Below are 17,431 nucleotides of genomic sequence, written 5' to 3'. Positions count from 1 at the left end.
CTACCTTTTTATTTGTAATTTTGCATACTTATAATTAGAAAGTACTGAATGAAATATCCTGAAAATGAATTGGCACAAGTAGTTATTGCTTCTTGCATCGCCAATCATCTGAAAGCTATTGTTGTGTCTCCTGGTTCTCGTAATGCTCCGTTAACAATAGGCTTTTCTCAAAGCTCTAAAATGAAAACGTATAGTGTTGTAGATGAGCGATGTGCAGCATTTGTAGCTTTAGGGATGTCTCAGCAAACTAGAATGGCAACAGGAGTGTTGTGTACTTCTGGTTCGGCTTTGTTAAATTATTATCCAGCAGTAACCGAAGCTTTTTACAGTCATATTCCAATGGTTGTGATTTCTGCAGACAGACCTAAAAATAAAATTGATATAGGAGATGGGCAGACAATTAGACAAGAAGGTGTTTTTAAAAATCATATTTTATTCGAGGCCAACTTAAAAGCAGAAGCGTCTGAGGATTACAATAGAAATTTGGTCTATAAAGCCATACAGATAGCGAACAAAGAAAGAGGGCCTGTACATATTAACGTTCCTTTTGAGGAGCCTTTGTATGATTTGGTAGATGAGTTGAAAGAATACCCGCTAGAACTTGTAGATGAACCACAGGTTTTAAAAGAAGAGATTGTTAAAGAAGAAACATTAGAAGAGTTTGCCAAGGTTTGGAATACTGCTACAAAAAAAATGGTAATTGTAGGCGTACATCAGCCCGATGAATTGTTGCAAACGCAAATAGATCATTTGGTAAAGGATCCTTCTGTATTGGTTTTAACAGAGACAACTTCTAACATAAATACTGAGAATACTATTAATAATATCGATCAGTTCTTAGCAGGGTTAACCAGTAAAGAAAAAGAACAGTTTAAGCCCGATATTTTGTTAACCATAGGAGGGATGGTGGTTTCCAAACGTATCAAACAATATTTAAGGGAGTTTCAGCCTAAAGGACATTGGGCTATTCATCCTCAGGTAGGGTACGATACTTATTTTTGTTTGAGTCATCATTTTTCTATTTCTGCCACGTTGTTTTTTAGTCAGTTCTTTTGGATGGCTAAACCTATAGAAAGCTCGTATCAGGCGAATGGATTGAAAGTAAGAGAGAGTAGAAAAATAGTACATGCAGATTATGTAAAGAATGCTGCATATTCCGATTTTAAGGTGTTTGATGCAATCAACAAGTCTTTGCCTAAAAATAGGGTGCTACAAATGGCTAATAGTGCTACCATTCGTTATGCTCAGTTGTTTGATATAGACAATTCTATAAAAGTTTTTTGTAACAGAGGAACAAGTGGAATTGATGGAAGCACAACCACAGCCATAGGTTATGCAATGCAAACAGAAGAGCAAGTAGTAATGGTAACAGGAGATTTAAGCTTTTTGTACGATAGTAATGCGTTGTGGAATAAATACATTCCAAATAGTTTTAGGGTGATTATTGTAAATAACAATGGAGGGGGAATATTTAAGATTCTGCCAGGTCCTAAAAAGACAGAAGCTCTAGAGTATTTTGAAACTCCGCATGGATTAACAGCCGAGCATTTGGCTAAAATGTATGGTTTTGAATATGTTGCCTCCAAAAGTGAAATAGAGGTAACAAATAAGTTAAAAGACTTTTATAAGGAGAGTCATCAACCTAAAATATTAGAAGTTTTTACACCGAGTACTGTAAATGATGAGGTGTTGAGTAATTATTTTAAGAATTTTAAAAAGTAAAACAATGGAAGAATTTGAAGTAGGTCAAGAAGTAGAGGTAATAGTAGGTAGTTTTTCTAAAATTGGGATTACTGTTTTGGTAAACGAGGTTTGTGAGGGAATGTTGTATGTGAACGAGGTATATCAGAAATTAGAAGAAGGACAGCGTTTAAAAGCCTATGTTAAAAAGGTAAGAGAGGATGAAAAGTTAGATTTATCGCTACAACCTATTGGTTTTAGAAATACAATCACAAAATTTCAAATTCAGATATTAAATGCTTTAAAAGCGCATAATGGATTTTTACCATTAACAGACAAATCTACTCCAGATACTATAAAGTACGAGTTAGGAATGAGTAAAAAAGCCTTTAAAAACGCGATTGGTGGTCTTTATAAAAACAGGGTTATTACCATAGAGGAAAACGGAATAAAACTGAATTAAGTTTTAGGTGGTAATCGTATTGTTTTCGGTTCTGTTGGAACTGTATTCCGTTTGTATGTCGGACTTTATGGCAAAGAATATATTGTCACTTATATGCTTAGACTCTATAGTGTCGTCTAGTTTAAGAGAGTCTTTAGAAATAAGGATAATGTGTTTGCTTTTAGAGGTATTTACTTTGTAAATGTGATAGCCTAAAAGTGCTAGCGTAGGGTTGTTATAGAAAATGTTTGTTTTAACATAAATCACTCCAATAATTAAAATGATTAGAACAAACATCAATCCATTTCTGTCTTTTTCTAAATCAAAATCTAAATCAAAACTTAGTAGAGGTACTATATAAGTTACCAAGAAAGTTAAGTGTTCCCAGTTATGATCTTCTAAGTGCGTAATTCTTTCAGGATGTGATTTAGATCCTGTAATGATATATTTGAACTTGTAGAAAAACAAAAAACCTAAGCAGATAAATACCAAACAAGTTATAGGGATTAAGTTGTCTATAATTAATTGATTTAGCTTTAGATTGTCATACGCCTCTATACTCAAAGGGATATTTACCTTATTTACAAAAAGTAATAGGAAAAGCAACCAAAGGGATAGTATATATAATTGAATTTTTAATAGCATTTTTCAATTTTTTAGCAACTTTAAAAAAATAACATTAACAGAAATGATTAGCTATTTAACGGTGGTTAATAATTTATTCTAGAAAGGATTAAAGTTTTCTTTTCTAAGTCATTATATGTCCAAGAACATTCTCATAGCTCTTTAAAGTTATGAAAAAAAAACGGATAAACTATTAAAGTGCTCATGTTTAAGAAATTAAAAACAGTAAAAAAGTTAAAAGAGTGTCTGTTTTTTTAACAAAAAGATAAGGTTTGCGTTTTTTGTAAAAGTAAATTAAAATATTAAATAGGTTTTTTGCCATTTTAATTTAAATGAAAAAAGTGCCCAATTGGGCACTTTTGATAGGATTTCTCTAGATTTCTAGTTTTAAAATTCTTCCTCGTCAAAAACAAGCTCTGCATCCTTCTCCCAGATTTCCATTTCACAGGGTTTGCAGTTAAATTTTAATTTGTATTCTGTTTCACCATGTTTTAACGTCATGGGTTCTTTAATTTTCTCACCCATGGTTTCTTTTTGGTAATGCGGGCATTTACCTAACTCGTAACGCACACAGTATTTGGTGGTCATTACTCTTGCTTTACCAGGTTCCCATTGTAGCTCAAAAGCTTTTTCTATTTCCTCAACCCCATGTCTGTGGTAAAACTGTCTGGCTAAGTTGTTAGATACATTGTGCATGTAATCTAAGCTCTTTTCTGGATATGGATGTTCTGTTTTTTCTATAGGTTGCTCTTCACGGTGGTATTCTTCAATTCTTAAATCTACCAATCTATCTAATACCGCTCTTCTTAGTTCGTTAATTTTAGAAATAGGTAAGAACCAGTTATCAGTTACGTCAATATGAATTTCATCAACAATAAAAGGAGTGTTCCCTGCTTTTACCAAGTTCTTTTCTAAGTTAGCTACTAAGAAACCTTCTTTTTTTGCTAGCTCCTTATCGGTATCTACTGTTTCGGTGTATTGGTGTCCATCTTCGTCTACCACAATTAAAGCAAATCCGTTTTCTGTTTCTTTAAACGTTAGTTCTACTCCAATTTTTCGTACAGCACTATTGTCTTTTTCTACTTGTTTGTTAAAAGTAGCATCAGAGTTTCTAGAAATTAAAGTCCCAAGCGGAATTTCTTTAAAATTATTAGGAGTTATCCAGTCGTTTTCTACGGTATTTACTTGTACACCATCACCAAATCCATCTTCATTTAAGAAGTACAAACCATCACCGTTATTTAGCTTTTCGGCATTTTCTACTCTGTATTTGTTGTTTCTAATCTCTAGAACCTTTCCTATTACTTGTCCTTTAGATTTTGGGCTTTCCCAAGAACCAATTTTAGAAATACGTTTGTTTAAAAAGTAGTCAGTATAACCACGGTTAAAACTTCGGTCCATTTCTGCATCAAACGTATAGAAAGTCCTACCAGACGATGCTTTTGTATATTCCTCTTTTCCTTCTCCGTTTAAAAACTCATCCAAGCGAGTTCTTAAAAAGGAAACATTATTTTTAACATACACCACATCTTTTAAACGACCTTCAATTTTAAACGACATAACTCCAGCTTTAATCATATCTGGTAACTGATCGCTTAGATCTAAATCTTTAATAGACAGCAGGTGGCTTTCTTTAATTAATGTATTTCCATCACCATCTTTTAACTCATAAGGCAAACGGCAGTTTTGAGCACAAGAACCACGGTTGGCACTACGTTCTCCACCAGCTACACTCATGTAACAGTTTCCACTAAAAGATACACACAAAGCTCCAGATACAAAGAATTCCAATTCTACATCGGTTGCTTTGTGAATTTCATGAATCTGATCTAAATTCAATTCTCTAGCTAAAACAACACGTCTCATTCCAGCATCTGCTAAAAATTTAACATGCTCTGGTGTACGGTTGTTGGCTTGTGTACTTGCATGTATTACAATAGGAGGTAAGTCCATTTCAAAAATAGCCATGTCTTGTACAATTAGTGCATCTACACCAATGTGGTACAATTCATGAATCATTTGCTCACATTTTTTTAACTCGTTGTCGTACAATATGGTGTTAATTACTACAAAAACTTGTGCTTTAAACAAGTGTGCGTAACGAACCATTTCTGCAACATCTTCTATAGAGTTGTTTGCATTAGTTCTTGCTCCAAATTGTGGAGCTCCAATATATACTGCATCAGCACCGGCATTAATGGCTGCCATTCCCTGTACCAAGTTCTTTGCAGGAGCTAAAATTTCTACTTTTTTCTTCATGATGTGATTTGGGAATGCAAATTTAATGCTTTTTTGTAGATAAAGCAGTTTGTAATCAGTGATTTAACTTTTGTGAACGGAGCAGCTTGGCTTTCAGTGGATAAGTATCTAAAATTAAATTAAAATGATAACTTTGCTTTTCGTGATTTAAAAACAGATTTATGTCTACAATCAACTGGGTTACAGCCAAAGAATACGAAGATATTACTTATAAAAAATGTGGAGGTGTTGCAAGAATAGCTTTCAACAGACCTAATGTAAGAAATGCATTTAGACCTAAAACCACGTCGGAATTATACGATGCCTTTTACGATGCGCAAGAAGATACTTCTATTGGAGTAGTTTTATTATCGGCAGAAGGTCCATCTACCAAAGATGGTGTGTATTCTTTCTGTTCTGGAGGAGATCAAAAAGCAAGAGGGCACCAAGGGTATGTTGGAGAAGATGGAGCACACCGTTTGAATATTTTAGAGGTACAGCGTTTGATTCGTTTTATGCCTAAAGTAGTGATTGCCGTAGTACCAGGATGGGCTGTAGGAGGAGGACATAGTTTGCATGTTGTTTGCGATATGACCTTGGCGAGTAAAGAACATGCCATTTTTAAACAAACAGATGCAGATGTAACTAGTTTTGATGGAGGTTATGGTTCTGCGTATTTGGCGAAAATGGTAGGGCAGAAAAAAGCTCGTGAAATTTTCTTTTTAGGAAGAAACTATTCTGCACAAGAAGCCTTTGAAATGGGAATGGTAAATGCTGTTATTCCTCATGAGGAATTAGAAGATACCGCTTATGAATGGGCTCAAGAAGTATTAGGGAAATCGCCACTATCTATTAAAATGTTAAAGTTTGCGATGAACTTAACAGATGATGGTATGGTAGGACAACAAGTGTTTGCAGGAGAAGCAACACGTTTGGCGTATATGACAGACGAAGCAAAAGAAGGACGAAATGCTTTCTTAGAAAAGCGTAAACCTAACTTTGATAAAAAATACATCGTATAATAAGTTTCTAAGGTTACAGGTCTTTAAAGTCAGAGAGGTCACCTTGCTTAGGTGATAAAAACTTTAAAAAACTTTAACTTTTCAACTTTACAACTCAGAAAAATGAAACCACAAGTAGTAACTTTTTTAATAAAATGTCCCGATCAAAAAGGGATTGTATCTAAACTAACACACTTTTTCTATCAAGAAGGGTTTAACTTATTAAGTGCACAACAATATACCAATTCTATAGACAAAATGTTCTTTATGAGATTAAGAGCAGAAGCAGATGAGGAGGTTGTCTTAAGCAAAGAACAACTGGAAGAGCGTTTTGGAAGATTGGCACAAGCTTATGATATTGTTTGGCATGTGGATTATGGTAATAGAAAGCAAAAAGTTGCGGTAATGGTATCGCATACAAGTCACAATTTATACGATTTGTTACACCGTCATAAAGAAGGAAAGTTAAACTGTGATATTACTATGATTGTAAGTAATCATACCAAGTTACAGCCCATAGCAGAAATGTTTGGAATTCCTTTTTACCATAAGCCAGTAACTAAAGATACCAAAGCAGCACAAGAGGCTGAGTTGGTTGCGTTGTTTGATGGAAATGCTATTGATTTGATTGTAATGGCTCGTTACATGCAAATACTTTCAGATGATTTTATCAATCACTACGAAAATAGAATCATTAACATTCACCATTCATTTTTACCTGCGTTTCAGGGAGCAAATCCATATGCAAGAGCTTATGAGAGAGGTGTAAAACTAATTGGAGCTACTGCACACTATGCAACTGCAGATTTAGATGAAGGACCTATTATTGAGCAAGATGTAGAAAGAGTTACACACGAAAGCACTCCAACGACCCTAAAAGCTATAGGAGCTGATATAGAAACTATGGTGTTGGCAAGAGCTGTAAAATGCCATTTAAACAATCAGATTATAGTAGATAATAACAAAGCAATAGTTTTTCCAGAAACGGGAGAATAGGTTTAATGGTACAACGTATTTAGTAAAGAGTACAAAGTTAGCGTAGCTACAGTACTCAATACTTGATACTCAGTACTCAGTACTAAAAAGAAATGAAAATTATTTGTGTAGGGCTTAATTACGAGCTACATATAGAAGATTTGGGTTGGAAAAAACCAGATATGCCTGTGGTATTCTTAAAACCAGATTCGGCAGTTTTACCTAGAAAAAATCCATTTGTAATTCCTCCATTTTCGGATAGAGTAGAGTACGAAGTTGAGGTTTTGATAAAAATCAACAAAGTTGGTAAATACATAGATGAAAAATTTGCTCCTAAATACTACGATGAAATTGGTTTAGGGATTGATTTTTGTGCAAGAGATTTACAATTAAAGTTAAAAGACGAAGGGCATCCGTGGGAATTGTCTAAAGGATTTGATGGTAGTGCTGTAATTGGAGAACAGTGGTTTCCAAAAGAGCATTTTTCGGATTTACAAAACATCAATTTTAGATTAGAAAAAAACGGAACCGTACTACAAAAAGGAAATACAGAAGATATGTTGGTGGGTATTGACCGATTGATTGAACATATTTCTAAATATTATACGTTAAAGAAAGGAGATATTATTTTTACGGGAACTCCAGCCGGGATTGGTAGGGTAGACAAAGGAGATGTATTACAAGGTTTCTTGGAGGATGAGAAGTTGATTGATATAAAAATTAGATAAAATAAAAAAAGGCTTTCTGTTGAGAAAGCCTTTTTTTATTATGCAAAAGTTCCAAAGCTTTGTTCAATTGCCTTAGGGTTTTCTGCATAGGTACTTCCTACTTCTTTTGCCATAGCATCAGGATATACGTCTTCGCTTCCGTTCATCAATCCGTTTACCACATCAACAGCTAGGTCTTTTGTATTTCCTTTAGGCATTTCTAAATCAGCAGCCATGTCTGTATCTATAGGTCCTGGATATACTCCCATAACTAATGTATTGGTATCAACCAATTCTCCTCTCATAGCTTGTGTAATACTATGTACAGCAGCTTTACTTACAGAATAAGTAGCACACATTGGCATGTTAGCCAATCCTGCTACAGATGAAATATTTACAATAGCTGTTTCTTCTTCTTTTTTTAATAAAGAAATTAAGGCTTTAGATAAATGAAGAACTCCCCATACGTTTACGTTAAAGTTTTCTTCTAAACTAGTTTCGGCTTCATCAGAAAAAACTTTACCAATAGAAAACACTCCCGCATTGTTTACTAAAATATCTAAAGTGTCAATTGCAGAGGTGGCCTTTTCTATACTTGCTTTGCTAGTAACATCTAGTTCTACCGGAATTACTTTAGCTCCATAAGTGGCTACCAGGGGGGCTAATGTGGTTGTGTTTCTTGCACCAGCATATAATTTCTCTATCCCATTGTTTAATAGTTCTTCCGTAATGGCTTTTCCAATCCCTCTATTTGCACCACTTACAAAAGCAGTTTTTCCTTCTAATTTTAATTTTATTGCACTCATCTTTTTTTTGTTTTTAAAATTCTTGGTTCAAAATTAGAGATAATATGATATAGTTAAATATGATAATTTTGTATGTTTGATATAGGAATATTTATATCATGATCAATTTAGAATGGTTGCGAACATTTAGAGCTGTATACACCACAAAGTCTTTAAGCAAAGCATCAGAATTATTAAATGTAAGCCAGCCTACGGTTAGCCAACACATAAGATCTTTAGAGATGCATGTTAATCAGAAGCTATTTATACGTAAGTCTAAAGGGGTTTTAGAAACAGACGATGGGAGAATTCTAAATACCTTAGTTGCGAGTGTGGTAGAGTCATTAGAGGATGTAGAAAATAAAATAAGTCATCGTTATTTAAAAGAGCATGAAATTATAACTGTTGGTATTTCTCATCATTTGTACAAAATGATGTTTTCGGATGCTATTTTAGATTTAGGAGAGTCTGTACATGTTAAGTTTGCATCTAAAGATCAGTTAATTACTGAGGTAGAGCAAGGAAAGTTGACTTATGCAATTATTCCTGATGAAATTGAACGTTTAGATTTAATTACCTACCCGCTAAAGAAACAGCAGCTAATCTTGGTAGCCACTCCAGATATTGATGTTGCTATTTATGAAAACGAGTATAAAAAAGATCCTGCTAGATTGTCTTTGTGTTTAAGCAATCAAACATGGTATACACATGATATTTCCTCTGGTTATGTTAAAGTTTATTGGATGCATGTATTTGATAAAACAAGGCCTTCTATTGTGCCAAATTACGTAATACCAGATGAGTATGAGCTGTTGGTGCAATTGTCTAAAAGATCGGGATTAACAGTAGCCTTGGATAGCAATGCACGTCAATTTATTGAGAAAGGGCTGTTAAAAGAGATACAATTAAAAGAGATTCTTTTTAGACCACTTTCTTTAATAACCAACAAGAAAAAAGCGAAAGAAGCAGTAGCTTTGGAAATTGTAAAAATGATAACAAAAGAGAACTAAATAAATTGAGAGATAAAACTTTTTTAAATATTGTTTTGGTGTATCCACAAATACCCAATAATACAGGTAATATAGGACGATTATGTGTGGGGTGTAATGCAAAGTTACATTTGGTAAAACCTTTGGGGTTTGAAATTACAGACACCAAAGTAAAAAGAGCAGGTTTAGATTATTGGAAAAATTTAGAATTAACAATTCATGAATCGTTAGAAGATTTAAAAGCAGAGATTGAAGATGCAAAGCGTGTTTTTTTATTATCTGCAAGAGCAGAAAAATCTATTTACCAAACACAGTTTAAAGAAGGAGATTGGTTGTTTTTTGGAAAAGAAGCAGAGGGTTTATCAGAAAGTATTAAAAATCAATTTCCCAATCAGTTAAGAACAATTCCATTTTCAGGACCTATAAGAAGTTTTAATTTAGGAAATGCTGTGGCTATGGTATTGGGGGAGTGTTTAAGACAACTAAATTAAGAGAGAGTCTGCAAAGGAACAGTTTGTAAAATGTAAAAAACGTACGTATTGAAAGCAAGTATAATTACCATAGGAGATGAAATATTAATTGGACAAATATTAGATACCAATTCGCAATGGATCGCCAATCATTTACATGATTTGGGAGTAGAATTGGTAGAGAGTGTTTCCATATCAGACACCAAAGAGGCTATTGTTAACGGTATAGACCATGCGGTGTCTTTTGCCGATTTGGTAATTGTTACAGGTGGTTTAGGACCTACTAAAGATGATGTAACCAAACACACATTGGTAGATTATTTTAATGATGAATTGGAGATTAATGAAGATGTTTTAAATAACATTAAAGCAATTTTTAGTAAAAGAAACATTCCGTTTTCTGAGTTGAATAGAGACCAAGCTTTGTTACCTAAAAACGCGATTACCTTACCTAATAAACTAGGGACAGCTTCTGGTATGTGGTTTGAAAAAGAAGGGAAAATAGTAGTGAGTTTACCAGGTGTTCCTTTTGAAATGAAAGGATTAATGGAAAACGAAGTATTACCTAGATTAAGAACTATAGGAAACTTTCCATTTCAAGAATATCAAACATTTGTTTTGTACGGACTAGGCGAAAGTAGTGCTGCGGAACGATTGGAAGTATTTGAAGACAATTTACCAGCGTTTGTAAAATTAGCATATTTGCCAAAGCCAGGAAGACTTACCTTTAGGTTAACAGGTAAAAGCGATTCTAAAGAATTGTTAACGGAAACATTAAAGGAGTTAGGTGCTGCATTAATGAGTTATTTTCCAGATTATAGAATTGTAAAAGGAAGTGAAAATTCTATAGAGTTACTTAAGCAGGTTTTAATAAAAAATGGAAAGACTTTAGCGGTTGCCGAAAGTTGTACCGGAGGAAAAATAGCCAATGAAATAACAGCAATGAGTGGTGTATCTCCGTTTTTCTTAGGAGGTGTGGTTGCTTACAATGTTTTATTAAAACAAAATTTGTTAGATGTGTCTGCAAAGACTATTAAAGAACATTCTGTAGTTTCTAGCGAGGTGGCAAAAGAGATGGTTGTAGGGATTCAAAAGAAAACGGGAGCTAATTATGCATTGGCAACTACAGGAAACGCAGGGCCTACCACAGATGATACCGATGAAACAGTAGGGGTAGTATACATTGGAGTAGCTGTTGAAGATGAAGTTTTTGTAGAACGATTTGATTTTGGTAAACCGAGAGAGAAAGTAATAGAGCAGGCTAAAAACAAGGCCTTTGAGCTATTGGTGAAAGAAATATTGAAAAATGAGTGAATTAATTTTGCTAGTAACAATAATTGTTCTTAAATTTGCACTCCGTTTAGAATTTAAATTAAAACTGATACGAGATGTCAAAAGTTTGTGAGCTTACTGGAAAGAAAGCAATGGTTGGAAACAATGTTTCTCACGCATTAAATAGAACAAAAAGAAAATTCAACGCTAACTTAATTACAAAGCGTTTTTATATTCCTGAAGAGGACAAGTGGATTACATTAAAAGTGTCTACTGCTGCTTTAAAGAATATCAACAAGAAAGGTATTTCTGCTGTAATTAAAGAGGCTAAAGAAAAAGGTTTTTTAACAAAATAATTTTTCTTACTTAAAGCATATATAAGAGATGGCAAAAAAAGGAAACAGAGTACAGGTTATTTTAGAGTGTACTGAGCACAAAGCTTCTGGACAACCAGGAACTTCTAGGTACATTACTACAAAGAATAAGAAAAATACTCCAGATAGATTAGAGATTAAGAAATTTAATCCAATCTTGAAGAAGATGACAGTTCATAAAGAAATTAAATAATTTGAATCATGGCAAAGAAAGCAGTAGCATCGTTACAATCAGGTTCTAAAAGATTATCAAAAGCAATCAAGATGGTTAAATCTCCTAAAACTGGAGCATATACTTTCGTTGAAGCTATCATGGACCCATCAGAAGTAAAAGCATTTTTAGCAAAAAAATAATTTTTGCAAAATTTTGACAATACAAAGGCTACTTTCTTATAATAGAGAGTAGCTTTTTTGTATTTTAACGACTTAATTTTGGGTGAAATACATTAAGCATGAGTTTATTTAAAAAAATATTTTCTTCGGACAAAAAAGAGACTTTAGATAAAGGTTTGGAAAAATCTAAGTCTTCTTTCTTTTCTAAATTATCTAAGGCAGTTGCTGGAAAGTCTAAGGTAGATGATGATGTATTGGATAATTTAGAGGAAATTCTAATCTCTTCTGATGTAGGTGTTAATACAACTCTTAAGATAATTGAGAGGATTGAAGAAAGAGTAGAGAAGGATAAATATCTAGGAACAGAAGAGCTGAATCAGATTCTTAGAGAAGAAATTGCAGGTTTACTTTCTGAAACAAGTGGTGAAGATGCAACAGATTTCTCTATACCTAAAGATAAAAAGCCTTACGTATTAATGGTCGTTGGTGTAAATGGAGTAGGAAAGACAACAACCATAGGAAAGTTGTCTGCTCAATTTAAAAAACAAGGTTTAAAAGTGGTGTTGGGTGCAGCAGATACTTTTAGAGCTGCAGCAATCGATCAGTTACAGGTTTGGGCAGATAGAGTAGATGTACCAATTGTACGTCAAGATATGGGGTCTGATCCAGCTTCGGTAGCTTTTGATACGTTGAACTCTGCACTGGCACAAGATGCCGATGTAGTAATTATAGACACCGCAGGACGTTTGCATAATAAAGTAAACTTAATGAATGAGTTGACTAAAATTAAAAGAGTGATGCAGAAAGTGGTTCCAGATGCTCCACACGATGTGTTGTTGGTTTTAGATGGTTCTACTGGTCAGAATGCTTTTGAGCAAGCAAAACAGTTTACGTTAGCTACAGAGGTTACATCTTTGGCAGTTACTAAATTAGATGGAACAGCAAAAGGAGGAGTGGTTATTGGTATTTCAGATCAGTTTCAGATTCCAGTAAAATATATTGGTGTAGGTGAGGCAATAGACGATTTACAAGTCTTCAATAAATTTGAGTTTGTAGATTCGTTCTTTAAATAATCTAGCTAAAGTTAATTTATTATATAAAAACCAGACAAGATATAAGTTGTCTGGTTTTTTTTGTTTAAAATTATTTAGTGATGGAACTTTATCGTTTTTCTGCCTCCTTCGTATTGAATGTGAGCAATGTAAATACCCTTAGGGATATTCGGAATTATAATCTTGTTATTACCTTCAGTTAAATTATAAGTATTAGAGAGGATTTTATTTCCAGTGATGTCAAAAACTTGAACGTTAGCAATGCCCGATTTTGACATATTGATGTTTAGCTTTGAAGTTGATCCAATTTTAATACTAGTTACATTTAGTAGATTATGATCTATTGTTAGGTTAGAAAGATCTGCTTTTGGAGTATTAGATGTACTTTGGAATATCCATTGTGTGTAATTTCCTGAATAGCTAGTTGGTCTTTGTTCTAAAGAGCTATCGTTATTATCTCCTATAGGTCTAAAGTATTTACCTGTTTCCCTATTCTGTAAATAGAAATAATCTCCAGTTGTATATACTTTTTTCCATTGTGTATAATTGCCAGAATAACTGTTAGGTCTTTGTTCAAGTAGATCTCCATCGTTATCTCCCGAAGGTCTAAAATACATACCTGTTTGTACGTTTCTTAAATAAAAATAACCGTCCGATGTTGGTACTTCATCCCACCTCACGTAATTCCCAGTTAGAGAAGCATCTCCTTGGATGATTGTAGAGCCATCTAAATCTGTTAAAGGTCTTACTTTTTTACCTGTTTCTCTGTTAACCATATAAAATGGTGTATCATTGTTAGCGGCTATCAAATAGTATACATCGTTGTTTACTCCATATTTAGGATTGTGTTTAGTAAGGTTAACATTGGTTGTCCAAACATAGTTGTTGGTAAAAGTTATGTTATTAAACTGTATGTAGCGTTCTTTACGCATAACAAAACCGTCAAAACCTCTTGAGCTATCTTCTGCGTAAAAACTATGATTATTGGTCCATGAATTGTTGTTTGTTCCATTAAATCCTACGCTTGTTCCATCGTAATTTGGAGAACTAGGATCTCTTTGGCTTTCGGTGCCATTTTCTTGATAAGCACCTTTACCTGCGTTCCCTAGTGGAGTTCCTTCTGTAGCTGAGTCTAATAAGATTCCAACATTATTATTGATTAGATTGTTGTTCGCATCAATTTCTGACCATATTAAAAGTCTGTCTCTAGCACCTATTACTACGTTTTCATTAATAATAAAATCGGAAGCATAGGAGTCTATATCAATACCATCAAATTTAGAGTTGGTAATTAAGTTGTTGGTAATATTACCCCAAAACGCACTTGGATTCCATGCTCCTTTAAGATGGATGGCTCTATAGAGTGTGTTGTCAATAAAATTATTTCTAAAGTTCACTCTATGTGAGTAAGAAGATAGAAAGATTCCTTGCAATGAATTTTTAATAGTAACACCTTCAATATTTACATTGTTAGCATTCATAATTGTAATACCGTTTACCTGAGGTAGCGTTTGTCCATTTGGGTCGATGTAGTTTCCTGGTGCAACAATAATCTGCCCATTTCTTGTACCAAAAATATTAACAAATTCTACTGAGTGACTATAACAAGTTGAACAGAATTTTTGAGCAATTAGGTTTTTGTTACTTGTTACGTTTGAAGCATTGCTAGGTTCGTCTAAAAAAGTACCCTGAGGTCTAATGTTAAACACGCCATCGTATTTAGACGGTCTAGGGGTAAATGCAGCACCTGTTGCGGTTCTAGGGGCATCAGTTCCATCGTAGCTTAAAGTACCGTCTACCCAAATAGTTGTATTAGAACCTACACTTATTGGCCAGCCTGGGTTTATCCATCCTTGAAAAACAAAAGTATAGTTACTGTTACTTGCGATATTGGCTCTATTGGTATCTAGCTCTGCTCTACTAGTTATATAGATTACATTGCTTGATGGAGCAGGTAAATTGGAAGATTGTGAGGTAACTTTTCTAACATTCGTTCCTGTTTGTTTAACAGCCCACATGTCTGAGATTTGTCTGGAAAATTTTCCATTCCCCAAAAACCTCTCTAAGTCAATAATAGAGTTTGGAATACCCGCGTTTTGGTAGGATGTTCTAGCGTTTGTTCTGTTATCAGGGCCAAGTGGGGCAATAGCTGTTTGTACAGTTCCGTTATTGGGTGTTGAAGGTTCTCCTACTTCTCCTGCTTCTGCTGGTGCTGTATTGGTTGGTCCATAATAAATTTGTGCGTTTGAGTTTGCTATTACTAATAAGAAAAATAGTAAAACTCTAAGAATGTTTTTTTTCATTTTATAAATATGGTTTAAAAGTTAGTTAGGTATTTATTTATACAATAAATACTAGGTTGTAAGTTATTAGTCAACAGCTCTTTATCAAAAAAGATTCATATACCATACTAATAAAACCAAGGATTAAATGTTTTTTGTTGTATTACAAAGCGTTAACGTGATACATTAAATGGTTGTAGTAGAGGGAAATAAATGTATTGTTAGGAACAGATGAACTATTTCTAATTATTTATTAGTTGGTTTTTGGAATATTTGATATTTAGTTTTTCGTTGATAGCTAGATATAAACTATGGAAGGTGATAGCAAAAAATGACTAGTTTATCACGTGTTATTTTTTAGATGCTTGTAAAATGTTCTACAGCATAAATGTCCTATGGAATTTATTTTTTTGTATTTAGTTCAAACAGTATCAGTAAAGTGTCTAAAAAATAAAAATCAATAAGCTTAATTTTATATGATAAGAAGCTACTATATAGTTGTAACGATCCTGTATTTGTTTAATTAGAAATTAAAGGGATATCCTTTTGTTAATGACTTGATTTTTTGAAGGTTAATTCTGAAGGAGTTCTTTGCGAAAACAAAAAAGAAAGTTTATACAGGAAGAAACTTTTATAAGAATTAAAATAAATCGATACCGCAAGGAAGTGTATATAGTACTAGACTTAGGTTGATTCTACTATTATAGTGTTTATACATAGCTTTTTAGTATTTTTGCAGCCTAAAATAAAAGTGGATGCGTACTAAATCTAACAAACAAAATAAAATCAATGTTGTAACTCTTGGTTGTTCCAAAAATGTATACGATTCTGAAGTATTAATGGGACAGTTAAAAGCCAATGGTAAAGAAGTGGTTCATGAAGATGAAAATGATGATGGAAACATTGTAGTTATTAATACTTGTGGATTTATTGGTAAGGCTAAAGAAGAGTCTGTAAATACTATTTTGCATTATGCTAATAAGAAAGAAGAAGGTGCTGTAGATAAAGTGTATGTTACAGGTTGTTTGTCAGAAAGATACAAGCCAGATTTAGAGGCTGAAATTACCAATGTAGATCAATATTTTGGTACGCAAGATTTACCCAATTTATTAAAAGTTTTAGAAGCAGACTACAAGCACGAATTGATAGGGGAGCGTTTAACAACAACTCCTAAGCATTATGCGTATTTAAAAATTGCAGAGGGGTGTGATAGACCTTGCTCATTCTGTGCAATTCCATTAATGAGAGGTAAACACCGTTCTACTCCCATAGAAGATTTGGTAATAGAAGCAGGTAAATTAGCGGCTGATGGAATTAAAGAGTTGATTTTAATAGCCCAAGATTTAACCTACTACGGATTAGATTTGTATGGTAAGAGGAACTTAGCCGAGTTGTTAAAGGAATTGATAAAGGTAGAGGGAATAGAGTGGATTCGTTTGCATTACGCTTTTCCTGCAGGTTTTCCATTGGATGTGTTAGAGGTAATGAAATCAGAACCTAAAGTATGTAATTACTTAGATATTCCATTGCAACACATCAATACTGAGATTTTAAAATCAATGCGTAGGGGTACTACGTATGAAAAAACCAACAAATTACTTAGAGAATTCAGAGCTTCAGTACCAGAGATGGCAATACGAACTACATTAATTGTGGGGTATCCGGGAGAAACAGAAGAAATATTTGAAGAGTTAAAGGCATGGGTTCAAGAAATGCGTTTTGAGCGTTTGGGGGTTTTTGCATATTCACATGAGGAAGATACACATGCAGCAACTTTAGAAGATGATGTTCCAGAACATATCAAAGAAGAAAGAGTGGCTGCCATTATGGAAATTCAAGCTCAAATTTCTTGGGAGCTCAATCAACAAAAGGTGGGACAGACCTTTAAGTGTATTTTTGATAGAAAAGAAGGAGCGTATTTTATTGGAAGAACAGAGTATGATTCTCCCGATGTAGATAACGAAGTTTTGGTAGATGCTAAAGAGCATTATATTAAAATGGGGGAATTTATAAACATAGAAATACACGAAGCAGGGGATTTTGATTTGTATGGTACACCAAAAAAGTAACAATTGATAAGTTTAAATTTAATGTAGATTACTAATTTTTGTTTTAAATGTAACTTTTTTAACATTTGATATGGTTTCTACGAATTTGTTCGTATATTTGATACTGTAAATATTTAGGGGTAGGTATTTATAATTGCA

The 17,431-nt window shown here is 33.6% G+C and carries 17 protein-coding genes; 13 read left to right on the top strand and 4 right to left on the bottom strand.

The features are described from left to right. The first annotated feature begins 48 nt into the window (after positions 1-48). Both menD and ACXHHC_RS05675 read left to right on the top strand, forming a co-directional pair. Positions 49-1,722, top strand: coding sequence for a 2-succinyl-5-enolpyruvyl-6-hydroxy-3-cyclohexene-1-carboxylic-acid synthase (gene menD / locus ACXHHC_RS05680; RefSeq protein ID WP_458228677.1), 1,674 nt, complete (start codon positions 49-51; stop codon positions 1,720-1,722). Positions 1,723-1,726: 4 nt separating this feature from the next. Further along, positions 1,727-2,143, top strand: a complete 417-nt coding sequence (locus tag ACXHHC_RS05675; protein WP_458228676.1) for a DNA-binding protein — start codon at positions 1,727-1,729, stop codon at positions 2,141-2,143. A gap of 3 nt (positions 2,144-2,146) precedes the next feature. Here ACXHHC_RS05675 and kwaA read toward each other — a convergent pair whose 3' ends face one another. Next, positions 2,147-2,767 carry an anti-phage protein KwaA gene (gene kwaA, locus ACXHHC_RS05670; protein WP_458228675.1) on the bottom strand — a complete coding sequence of 207 codons (621 nt, stop codon included), beginning with the start codon at positions 2,765-2,767 and terminating at the stop codon, positions 2,147-2,149. A gap of 366 nt (positions 2,768-3,133) precedes the next feature. Next, a complete protein-coding gene (locus tag ACXHHC_RS05665; RefSeq protein WP_458228674.1) occupies positions 3,134-5,005 on the bottom strand; it encodes a peptidase U32 family protein in 1,872 nt (623 codons plus the stop codon). 161 nt (positions 5,006-5,166) lie between these two features. Here ACXHHC_RS05665 and ACXHHC_RS05660 point away from each other — a divergent pair, with 161 nt between their 5' ends. From ACXHHC_RS05660 to ACXHHC_RS05650, 3 genes are all read left to right on the top strand, one after another. Continuing rightward, on the top strand, positions 5,167-6,006 hold the full coding sequence (locus tag ACXHHC_RS05660; protein ID WP_458228673.1) for a 1,4-dihydroxy-2-naphthoyl-CoA synthase: 840 nt from the start codon (positions 5,167-5,169) through the stop codon (positions 6,004-6,006). A gap of 102 nt (positions 6,007-6,108) precedes the next feature. Then, a complete protein-coding gene (gene purU / locus ACXHHC_RS05655; RefSeq protein ID WP_458228672.1) occupies positions 6,109-6,981 on the top strand; it encodes a formyltetrahydrofolate deformylase in 873 nt (290 codons plus the stop codon). Between the two features lie 92 nt (positions 6,982-7,073). Then, positions 7,074-7,688 carry a fumarylacetoacetate hydrolase family protein gene (locus ACXHHC_RS05650; RefSeq protein WP_458228671.1) on the top strand — a complete coding sequence of 205 codons (615 nt, stop codon included), beginning with the start codon at positions 7,074-7,076 and terminating at the stop codon, positions 7,686-7,688. A 38-nt stretch (positions 7,689-7,726) separates the two neighbouring features. Here ACXHHC_RS05650 and ACXHHC_RS05645 read toward each other — a convergent pair whose 3' ends face one another. Next, the gene (locus ACXHHC_RS05645; RefSeq protein WP_458228670.1) at positions 7,727-8,473 is read right to left on the bottom strand and encodes an SDR family NAD(P)-dependent oxidoreductase; all 747 of its coding nucleotides are present in this window, start codon (positions 8,471-8,473) and stop codon (positions 7,727-7,729) included. Between the two features lie 98 nt (positions 8,474-8,571). On the opposite strand from ACXHHC_RS05645, the gene ACXHHC_RS05640 reads away from it, so the two are divergent. The 7 genes from ACXHHC_RS05640 to ftsY all read left to right on the top strand — a co-directional run bounded on the left by ACXHHC_RS05640 (position 8,572) and on the right by ftsY (position 12,963). Beyond that, positions 8,572-9,462 (top strand): LysR family transcriptional regulator, encoded by an 891-nt coding sequence (locus ACXHHC_RS05640; protein WP_458228669.1) that lies wholly within the window; start codon positions 8,572-8,574, stop codon positions 9,460-9,462. Between the two features lie 5 nt (positions 9,463-9,467). Continuing rightward, positions 9,468-9,932, top strand: a complete 465-nt coding sequence (locus ACXHHC_RS05635) for a tRNA (cytidine(34)-2'-O)-methyltransferase (protein WP_458228668.1) — start codon at positions 9,468-9,470, stop codon at positions 9,930-9,932. A 48-nt stretch (positions 9,933-9,980) separates the two neighbouring features. Then, positions 9,981-11,225, top strand: coding sequence for a CinA family nicotinamide mononucleotide deamidase-related protein (locus tag ACXHHC_RS05630; protein WP_458228667.1), 1,245 nt, complete (start codon positions 9,981-9,983; stop codon positions 11,223-11,225). Between the two features lie 74 nt (positions 11,226-11,299). After that, positions 11,300-11,539, top strand: coding sequence for a 50S ribosomal protein L28 (rpmB, locus tag ACXHHC_RS05625; protein WP_457823611.1), 240 nt, complete (start codon positions 11,300-11,302; stop codon positions 11,537-11,539). A gap of 28 nt (positions 11,540-11,567) precedes the next feature. After that, on the top strand, positions 11,568-11,750 hold the full coding sequence (gene rpmG / locus ACXHHC_RS05620; protein ID WP_010134999.1) for a 50S ribosomal protein L33: 183 nt from the start codon (positions 11,568-11,570) through the stop codon (positions 11,748-11,750). A gap of 8 nt (positions 11,751-11,758) precedes the next feature. Then, positions 11,759-11,911, top strand: a complete 153-nt coding sequence (locus tag ACXHHC_RS05615) for a DUF4295 domain-containing protein (protein ID WP_458228666.1) — start codon at positions 11,759-11,761, stop codon at positions 11,909-11,911. Between the two features lie 98 nt (positions 11,912-12,009). Beyond that, on the top strand, positions 12,010-12,963 hold the full coding sequence (ftsY, locus tag ACXHHC_RS05610; RefSeq protein WP_458228665.1) for a signal recognition particle-docking protein FtsY: 954 nt from the start codon (positions 12,010-12,012) through the stop codon (positions 12,961-12,963). A 74-nt stretch (positions 12,964-13,037) separates the two neighbouring features. On the opposite strand, the gene ACXHHC_RS05605 is transcribed toward ftsY, so the two are convergent. Further along, positions 13,038-15,245: an RICIN domain-containing protein gene (locus ACXHHC_RS05605; protein WP_458228664.1), complete on the bottom strand. Its 2,208-nt coding sequence runs from the start codon at positions 15,243-15,245 to the stop codon at positions 13,038-13,040. A gap of 734 nt (positions 15,246-15,979) precedes the next feature. On the opposite strand from ACXHHC_RS05605, the gene rimO reads away from it, so the two are divergent. After that, positions 15,980-17,293, top strand: a complete 1,314-nt coding sequence (gene rimO, locus ACXHHC_RS05600) for a 30S ribosomal protein S12 methylthiotransferase RimO (RefSeq protein WP_458228663.1) — start codon at positions 15,980-15,982, stop codon at positions 17,291-17,293. Positions 17,294-17,431 lie beyond the last annotated feature (138 nt).

It is taken from the genome of Wenyingzhuangia sp. IMCC45574 (assembly GCF_054182685.1).
The sequence above is the reverse complement of the archived record's forward strand: the minus strand, read 5'-3'. Positions and strand labels throughout refer to the sequence as shown.